Source organism: Microbispora hainanensis (assembly GCF_006874475.1).
GTDB classification, from domain to species: Bacteria; Actinomycetota; Actinomycetes; order Streptosporangiales; family Streptosporangiaceae; genus Microbispora; species Microbispora hainanensis.
In genome coordinates this window covers 108075-114474 of record NZ_VIRM01000027.1, presented here as the reverse complement: position 1 = coordinate 114474, position 6400 = coordinate 108075, and the positions used below count along the sequence as shown (strand labels likewise).

10 protein-coding genes are annotated in these 6400 nt (G+C 65.6%); 6 read left to right on the top strand and 4 right to left on the bottom strand.

The genetic code is table 11. The features are described 5' to 3' along the window. Positions 1 to 192: 192 nt before the first annotated feature. Positions 193 to 618, bottom strand: a complete 426-nt coding sequence (locus FLX08_RS22140) for a type II toxin-antitoxin system VapC family toxin (RefSeq protein WP_167530525.1) — start codon at positions 616 to 618, stop codon at positions 193 to 195. Next, positions 615 to 860 carry a hypothetical protein gene (locus FLX08_RS22135; RefSeq protein WP_142620856.1) on the bottom strand — a complete coding sequence of 82 codons (246 nt, stop codon included), beginning with the start codon at positions 858 to 860 and terminating at the stop codon, positions 615 to 617. The genes FLX08_RS22140 and FLX08_RS22135 overlap by 4 nt, the downstream gene beginning before the upstream one ends. A gap of 368 nt (positions 861 to 1228) precedes the next feature. Here FLX08_RS22135 and FLX08_RS41440 point away from each other — a divergent pair, with 368 nt between their 5' ends. Then, entirely contained in the window at positions 1229 to 1618 is a 390-nt protein-coding gene (locus FLX08_RS41440) for a hypothetical protein (RefSeq protein WP_208761584.1), read from the top strand. A gap of 93 nt (positions 1619 to 1711) precedes the next feature. Here the strand turns inward: FLX08_RS41440 and FLX08_RS41435 are convergent, their stop codons facing one another. Next, positions 1712 to 2041 carry a hypothetical protein gene (locus FLX08_RS41435; protein ID WP_208761583.1) on the bottom strand — a complete coding sequence of 110 codons (330 nt, stop codon included), beginning with the start codon at positions 2039 to 2041 and terminating at the stop codon, positions 1712 to 1714. Between the two features lie 119 nt (positions 2042 to 2160). Then, positions 2161 to 2724 (bottom strand): helix-turn-helix domain-containing protein, encoded by a 564-nt coding sequence (locus FLX08_RS22115; protein ID WP_167530524.1) that lies wholly within the window; start codon positions 2722 to 2724, stop codon positions 2161 to 2163. Between the two features lie 166 nt (positions 2725 to 2890). Here FLX08_RS22115 and FLX08_RS22110 point away from each other — a divergent pair, with 166 nt between their 5' ends. From FLX08_RS22110 to FLX08_RS22090, 5 genes are all read left to right on the top strand, one after another. Further along, entirely contained in the window at positions 2891 to 4228 is a 1338-nt protein-coding gene (locus tag FLX08_RS22110; protein WP_142620853.1) for an FAD-dependent oxidoreductase, read from the top strand. Between the two features lies 1 nt (position 4229). Further along, entirely contained in the window at positions 4230 to 4484 is a 255-nt protein-coding gene (locus FLX08_RS22105) for a hypothetical protein (protein WP_142620851.1), read from the top strand. Between the two features lie 75 nt (positions 4485 to 4559). After that, positions 4560 to 5051 carry an MSMEG_0572/Sll0783 family nitrogen starvation response protein gene (locus FLX08_RS22100; RefSeq protein WP_142620849.1) on the top strand — a complete coding sequence of 164 codons (492 nt, stop codon included), beginning with the start codon at positions 4560 to 4562 and terminating at the stop codon, positions 5049 to 5051. Next, positions 5051 to 5884: an amidohydrolase family protein gene (locus FLX08_RS22095; protein WP_142620847.1), complete on the top strand. Its 834-nt coding sequence runs from the start codon at positions 5051 to 5053 to the stop codon at positions 5882 to 5884. The genes FLX08_RS22100 and FLX08_RS22095 overlap by 1 nt, the downstream gene beginning before the upstream one ends. An 81-nt stretch (positions 5885 to 5965) precedes the next feature. Beyond that, entirely contained in the window at positions 5966 to 6379 is a 414-nt protein-coding gene (locus tag FLX08_RS22090; protein ID WP_167530523.1) for an OsmC family protein, read from the top strand. Positions 6380 to 6400: the final 21 nt, after the last annotated feature.

Genomic DNA, 6400 nt, shown 5'->3' with positions numbered 1-6400 from the left:
TACGCCATGAGGGCGAGGCCCAGGTCATGGACTGCCCGTCGTGCAATTAGCGTGCAATTAGCCAGGGGAACGAGGGGGCAACCACGGTCACCCATGACCGGTCCTACGCGCAGCTCAGCGACCGTACGGGCCGTGATCCATGCAATTCCCAAGCTGACAGCGCGGGTTCGATTCCCGTCACCCGCTCCAAGATCAAGCGAGCACCTCCGGCAGCAGCCTGAACGCGGCCACATGCCGGGGCCGGATCAGGCCGAAATCGCGCCGGTCAATCGTCGCAATTTGTGTGATTCCCAGACGCTCGGCGATTGCGACCACGGACACATCGGCAGGGTCGAGACGAGCATCTTTGTAAAGCCGGACGAGTTCGGCCATACGTCGTACGTCAGCGGCAAGGAGATCAACCAGCTCGAACTCCTCCGTGACGAGATCAAGGAACTGCGCGTGTACGGCCGGTCCCATGTGCCTGTTGATCGTCCAACCAGCCTCGATCAGGATGGTCGAAGGAAGAAGCAACGGCCCTGCCAACTGCTCAAGGAGACGCACACATGAGGCATGGTGCTTGTCATCGCGATCGACAACGGCGATCAGCGGCCCTGTGTCCAGGAGCGTAGCGGTCACACCGACCGATTGAATCGCTCCGCCAGCAGATCTTCGACCCGTTCTGACAGATCGCCCTCTCCGGATGCGCCGATTCCCGCGATCGACAGTCGGCGACGCCGTACCGGTTCCGACGGACCTTCGTTCGCGGCCTCAGCGAGTTCCGGGTCTGTCTTGACCAACCGCAGCAGCCGACCCGCCTGATCCGGCGACAGCCGGTCAACCAGGTGATGAAGCTCCTCATGCGCATGCCCGGCGCTCATGCCCCGAGTCTACGCCTGCGATATCGCTGGCGGCAGGGACGCGGCGCGGCGTGCCCGTTGCGTGCCCGTTCGGTCGGCGATCAGAGGGAACTGCCGGGAACTCACGGTGACTCGACCGCCATACGTCCAGGTCAACGTTCTGCCAGCTCAGAAAGCAAGATCTTGAAAGGCTTCCCAAGCTGACAGCGCGGGTTCGATTCCCGTCACCCGCTCTACGAGTGAAGGCCCAGGTCAGGACAGCAATCCAGACCCGGGCCTTGATTGTTTCCGAGGCTCTTTGATCTTCGCGTGCCATTAGGTCCTGTTCCAGGCTTGGATCTTGGATGCTGTGGTCGGGCTACTGAACCGATCCCAGAGGAAGGACAGCCATGGAGCGCGAGCCCATCTACTACATTGCGAAGTCCGAGGGCGGTGACGTCAACGAAGATCCTTCCGAAGACGCCCTCTACACGATGATCGAGGATCTCACCCACCCGGATAACACCTACGTCATCATCGAGCCCGACGAAGAGGACTCGACCTGGTTCGCCTCTGTAGCTCTCCGGGAGGACGGACGTTACGAGGTCGAATACCGCGACACTCTCCACCGCGAGCATCGTGTGACTGTCGAGACCGATCTCAGCCACATCGCCAAGATGACCGGATCGGGCGAGCCCTGGATGCGGTCGCCCCGCATCTGGATCACCTGGTCGGGTCGATCGGGCTACGGGCGATCGAGAAGTTCGGCATCGATGTCTCCCGCATGCACTGGGACATGACCTCCATCTCCCTGCACGGCGACTTCCCCCACGCCGAGGAGGCCTACCCGGCGAGCGCGGCGATGCGGCGGTTGTTCTTCAGGTACAGGGCGGTCACGGCCAGCGGGCCTTTGAACGCCAGTAGCGGCGTTCGACTGCTTCTTGGCCCTTGTACAGGCGCAGGATCTGCTCGGCGTCGGCCTGGTCGGGGCCGAGGTTGGTCAGCAGCGCGTACCAGCCGTCGCCGGCGGCCTCGGCGTCGATGGCCTGGGCAGGGGTCCGGTGACAATCTCGCAGTCGCTGGCGTGTTGGGCGCGGTCGGCCCGTATGAACCCACTGGCATGTATCGCGTGGGGCACCGACGGGCTGCTTGTCAACGGGTCCGGCGCCTCCTGGGTCTCCATGGAAGGCCTCGCCGTGCTGCTGCTCGACGAGGCCGAACACCCACCACCGCCGCACCCGATTCATCGTCGGCTATTGACGCCGACGCCTGATCGGTCCTCCACCTGTGACCGGCCCGTGGTGGCCATGAGAAGTTCGCACCCGTCGCCATGGACGGCTCACTATTGCGGGCGCACCGCCATCCAGATCGCCACGGCGTTCCCGTCGCCGGGGTTCCGCCAGAAGTGCGTCTGATGAGTAAGGAAGTGGAGGGCGTCACCCGGCTTGAGCACATGCGTTACGTCGCCGACCCGGAACTCGAGTTCGCCCGACACCAGGTAGATGAGCTCCTCGCCGGCGTGCTGCAGCGGCTTGCTGCCGCTGCTCGCCCCCGGGATCACCGTGGCCACGGCCGCGGCGACCAGGAACTCGCCGTAAGGTCCGCTGATCCCGTCGAGTTTGATCCCGACATGTGAGGTGTAGATCGGGCTTCTGCCATCCGCCGGAGTGAACACCGTCGGGTAGTTGTCGTCGTCCTCCTCCTCAACGAAGTAGGAAACAGGCCGGCCGAGAGCCGTGGCAATCTTGAGCAGCGTGGTGATCGTCGGCACCATGTCAGACTGCTCGATCTTGTGAATCGTGGCCGCCGAGACGTCCGCGCGCTCCGCGAGCGACTGCAGCGAATAGCCCTTCTGCTTGCGAAGTGCCTTGATTTTCGGACCGATGCCCGAGACGACGGCGGCCACTCGTCCACTCACTTTGTGCCTCCTCCGGTGCGTAGGCCGAGGTTCGCACTCCGTAACGAGCACCCGTCTATACCTTGACGGCGACGACCAGGTACGTCAAGTATGGTGAACGGAAAGTTGCGCATGCTCAATGCAATCGAGCCCCTCCAAGGAGAACCGAAGTCAGATGGCCAGGCGAATCGTAGTGGTAGGCGGCGGAGCCGCAGGGATGGGCGCGGCCGGCGCCGCGAAAGGTACCGACCCGGACGCCGAGGTCATCGTCTTCACCGACTATGAGGACGCGGCCTATAGCCCTTGCGGGATCCCCTACGTCCACGGGCGCGAGATCGCCAGCTTCGACTCCCTGTTCATGGCGACCAAGCAGCACTACATCGACCAGGGCATCGACATTCGCTACGAGACGACCGTCGCCTCCATCGACGTGAAGGCCAAGACGGTGACCGCGGCAGACGGGACGGTCGAGCGCTACGACTCGCTGGTGCTGGCGACCGGGTTCACCTATGCAGACCCGGGGGTGCCGGGGGGCGACCTCGGCAACATCTACTACGTCAAGAACATCCGCCAGGCGATGGAGTGGGACAAGGTCCTGGACACGGTGAAGACCGCGGTCGTCGACGAGGCGACGCCGCTCGGCGCCGAGATGGTCACCGCGCTCGCGCATCGCGGCATCGAGACCCACCTGGTCGACCCCGCGCCCTGGGCCATGTCCATGGCCACTGATCCGGACATCATGCAGCCGGTCGAGGAGTCCTGGGTCGAGATGGGCGCCAAGCTGCACTTCAACACCAAGGTCACAGGGTTCGTCGGGAAGAATGGCAAGCTTACCAAGGTAACCACCTCGGAGGGGGACATCCCGGCGGATCTGGCGGTGGTGGCCACGAAGAAGGCGCCCAACACCAGCCTCGCAACCGCGGCCGGCATCAAGACCGGCATGAGCGGAGGCATCATCGTCGACGGGAGGATGCGCACTTCGGCTCCGGACGTGTACGCGGCGGGCGACTGCACCGAGATCCCGCACGGCGTCTCCAACGTCCCGATCCAGGGGCTGTCCGGCAGTCACGCCTACGCACAGGGCAAGGTCGCCGGAGTGAACGCCGCCAGCGGCGTCCGCGAGTACCGCGCCGTCTATGTCCCCTGGGGCATGGTCGCCGGCAAGTGGATGATCGGCGGGGTGTCCTTCAGTGAGACGCTGGCCACCGCGCTCGGCGTCCCCTTCATCGTGGGCACCGCCCAGGGCATCTCCCGTGCGCGCTACTACCCGGACGTTAAGCCGGTCAAGGTCAAGCTCCTCGCCGAACCCGACCACCTCCGGCTGATCGGAGCCCAGCTCGTCGGCGGCGAGGGCATCAAGGAACGCGCCGACTTCCTCGCCATGGCCGTGCGCACAGGCATCACGATCAACGATCTGGCGACTATGGAGAACGTCTACAGCCCCCCGATCGGCGCGCTCAACGAGCCGATCGCGCTCGCCGCCCAGAACGCGCTCGCGAAGGCGAGGGGCTGAGATGGGCCTGACGCGTTGGGTTCGCGCGAGGTCTGAGTACTACCTGATGGTCGACGCGCAGGACAGGGTGGGCACCCGCCTCGGCGGCAGGCGCCCCCACCCGCCGCGCGGAGGCGAGATCTTCTGGCGCCGGGTCTACGTCCCGGTCTTTCACCGGCTGCCCCTGAAGCTGCGCAACTCGATCATCGCGCGCATGCCGGGAAGCCACCAGCAGGCTTGGACACCCCAACCACCGTCCAAGGGTCCCGCGATCTGACGCGGGATCCGGCACTTCGCGGAACCTGATGACGACACCAGGCCCTCCGCACTGCACATAGCACAAAGGAGTGACATGTCTTCCAAGACCGTGACCGTCCCCACCCCCGAGGACGGGGATGTCCTGTGGGACACGAGCGAGAAGGTATTCGAGGACATCAGGGCCGAGGAAGGTGAGAAGGCCACGGTCTTCATCCACTCGGTGCCGTTCGAGGGCTCGGTCTCCCTCGTCAACCTGATGACCTCCACGCGCCTCCAGCGCAAGGGGTTCAAGCTGACGATCGTCCTCTACGGGCCCGCCGTGCTGCTGGCCGCTGCCGGCCGTGGCTACCCGGCCGTCGGCAAGGAGGGCTTCCCGGGCAACCTGGCGGTCAACAGGCAGATCAAGATCCTCCTCGATGAGGGCGCCACCATCTACGCCTGCCGCTTCGCCATGGGCGCCCTGTACGGCATGCGTGAGGACGACCTGATCCCGGGCGTGAAGGCCTTCAACCCGCTGGACGTGCTCGATTCCGCGCTGACCGCGTGGCGGGAGCGCCACTTCCAGCTCAACACCTGGACCATGTGATGGCCAAGGGGCCATCGCGCCACATCGACGCGCACCGCCACATTGGTGTGCTGCCCGCGTTTCCCTTCTACGGCGGCCCCCCGGTCAACCCGGACGTGAACGCCCGTGCCACGATCGAAGAGCTGATCGCCGACATGGACAGGGAGGGCACCGAGCGAGCGTTGGTGATTCCGAACTACGGAGTCCCCGACCCGAGCCATTCCTTCGCGCTCAACGAGCTCGTGCTCGAGGCGGCCGCCAAGAGCGATCGCATCAGCGCCGCCCTCTGGGCCTCGCCCCGGCCGCAGGACGCCGAGCTGACCGACAGGTCGCTCGCGCTCGCCTCCGAAAGCGGAGTCAAGGCCATCAAGATCAGTTTCTTGCTCGGGGGATCCGCGGAGGACCCTGAGTGCCAGGCTCAGCTCGACAAGGTGTTCGCCACCGCGAAGGCCAACAATCTCGTCGTCCACGTGCACACCTCGCCGGGTGCGGCCTCGGACATCGACAAGGTGGGCCTGCTCGTGGAGCGGTACGCAGATGAGACGCCGATCCACCTCGTCCACTTCGGGGGCGGGGTGAGCGGCCACATCAAGCTCATCGGCAAGCGGTTCTTCGACTGGATCGAGGCCGGGAAGAAAGTCTACACCGACCTGACCTGGTCGGTGGGTTTCGCGCCGCAGTGGCTCGCGCGCGAGATCGACCGGCGCGGCATCGGCGGCGACCGCGTGCTGTTCGCCTCCGACCAGCCGTGGGGCGAGTTCGCCGGCGAGTACGCCCGGATGGTCGACGCCACGGGTGGCGGAGAGCTGACCGAGTTGGTCTTCCACGACAACTACGAACGGCTCTACGGCTGACCCTGCTGGCCCATGAATCCCAGGCGCCCCCGCCTGGGATTCATGGTTTCCGGGGTGAAACCGCACCGAAGGGAGCGAGCTTTGGCAAGATCGGGAGACTCGAACGAAGTCGTCGCGCGATGGGAGGGCGGCTGGCGCGCAACCGTCACCGCCGGACCGTTCTCCTTCACCGTTGACGAGCCCGAGGGCGTCGGCGGGACGTTCGCCGGTCCGATGCCGACCGAGTACTTCCTGGGATCGCTCGCGTCCTGCTACGCGCTGGCGCTGGCGTGGTGCGCCCGCAAGCGCGGAATCGAGCTGCCCGACCTGTCGGTCTCGGCGACCGGGGAGTACGACGGACCGAGCTTCAGCGGGATCCGGCTACGCATACGCTCCAGCCTGCCGGCGGAGCGGCTCCAGCCGCTGCTAGCCCCGGCCTCCCGTGTCTGCTATGTCTCCAACACACTCGCCCGCACGCCCCGGGTCGAGGTGGAAACGGCCGGCGCCGACATCTGAGGGCACACCGGAAAGGGCACC

Coding starts and splice junctions, on each gene's coding strand:
- FLX08_RS22105 (WP_142620851.1), top strand. CDS start 4,230: ATGGGCCTGACGCGTTGGGTTCGCGCGAGGTCTGAGTACTACCTGATG.
- FLX08_RS22095 (WP_142620847.1), top strand. CDS start 5,051: ATGGCCAAGGGGCCATCGCGCCACATCGACGCGCACCGCCACATTGGT.
- FLX08_RS22100 (WP_142620849.1), top strand. CDS start 4,560: ATGTCTTCCAAGACCGTGACCGTCCCCACCCCCGAGGACGGGGATGTC.
- FLX08_RS41440 (WP_208761584.1), top strand. CDS start 1,229: ATGGAGCGCGAGCCCATCTACTACATTGCGAAGTCCGAGGGCGGTGAC.
- FLX08_RS22110 (WP_142620853.1), top strand. CDS start 2,891: ATGGCCAGGCGAATCGTAGTGGTAGGCGGCGGAGCCGCAGGGATGGGC.
- FLX08_RS22135 (WP_142620856.1), bottom strand. CDS start 860: ATGAGCGCCGGGCATGCGCATGAGGAGCTTCATCACCTGGTTGACCGG.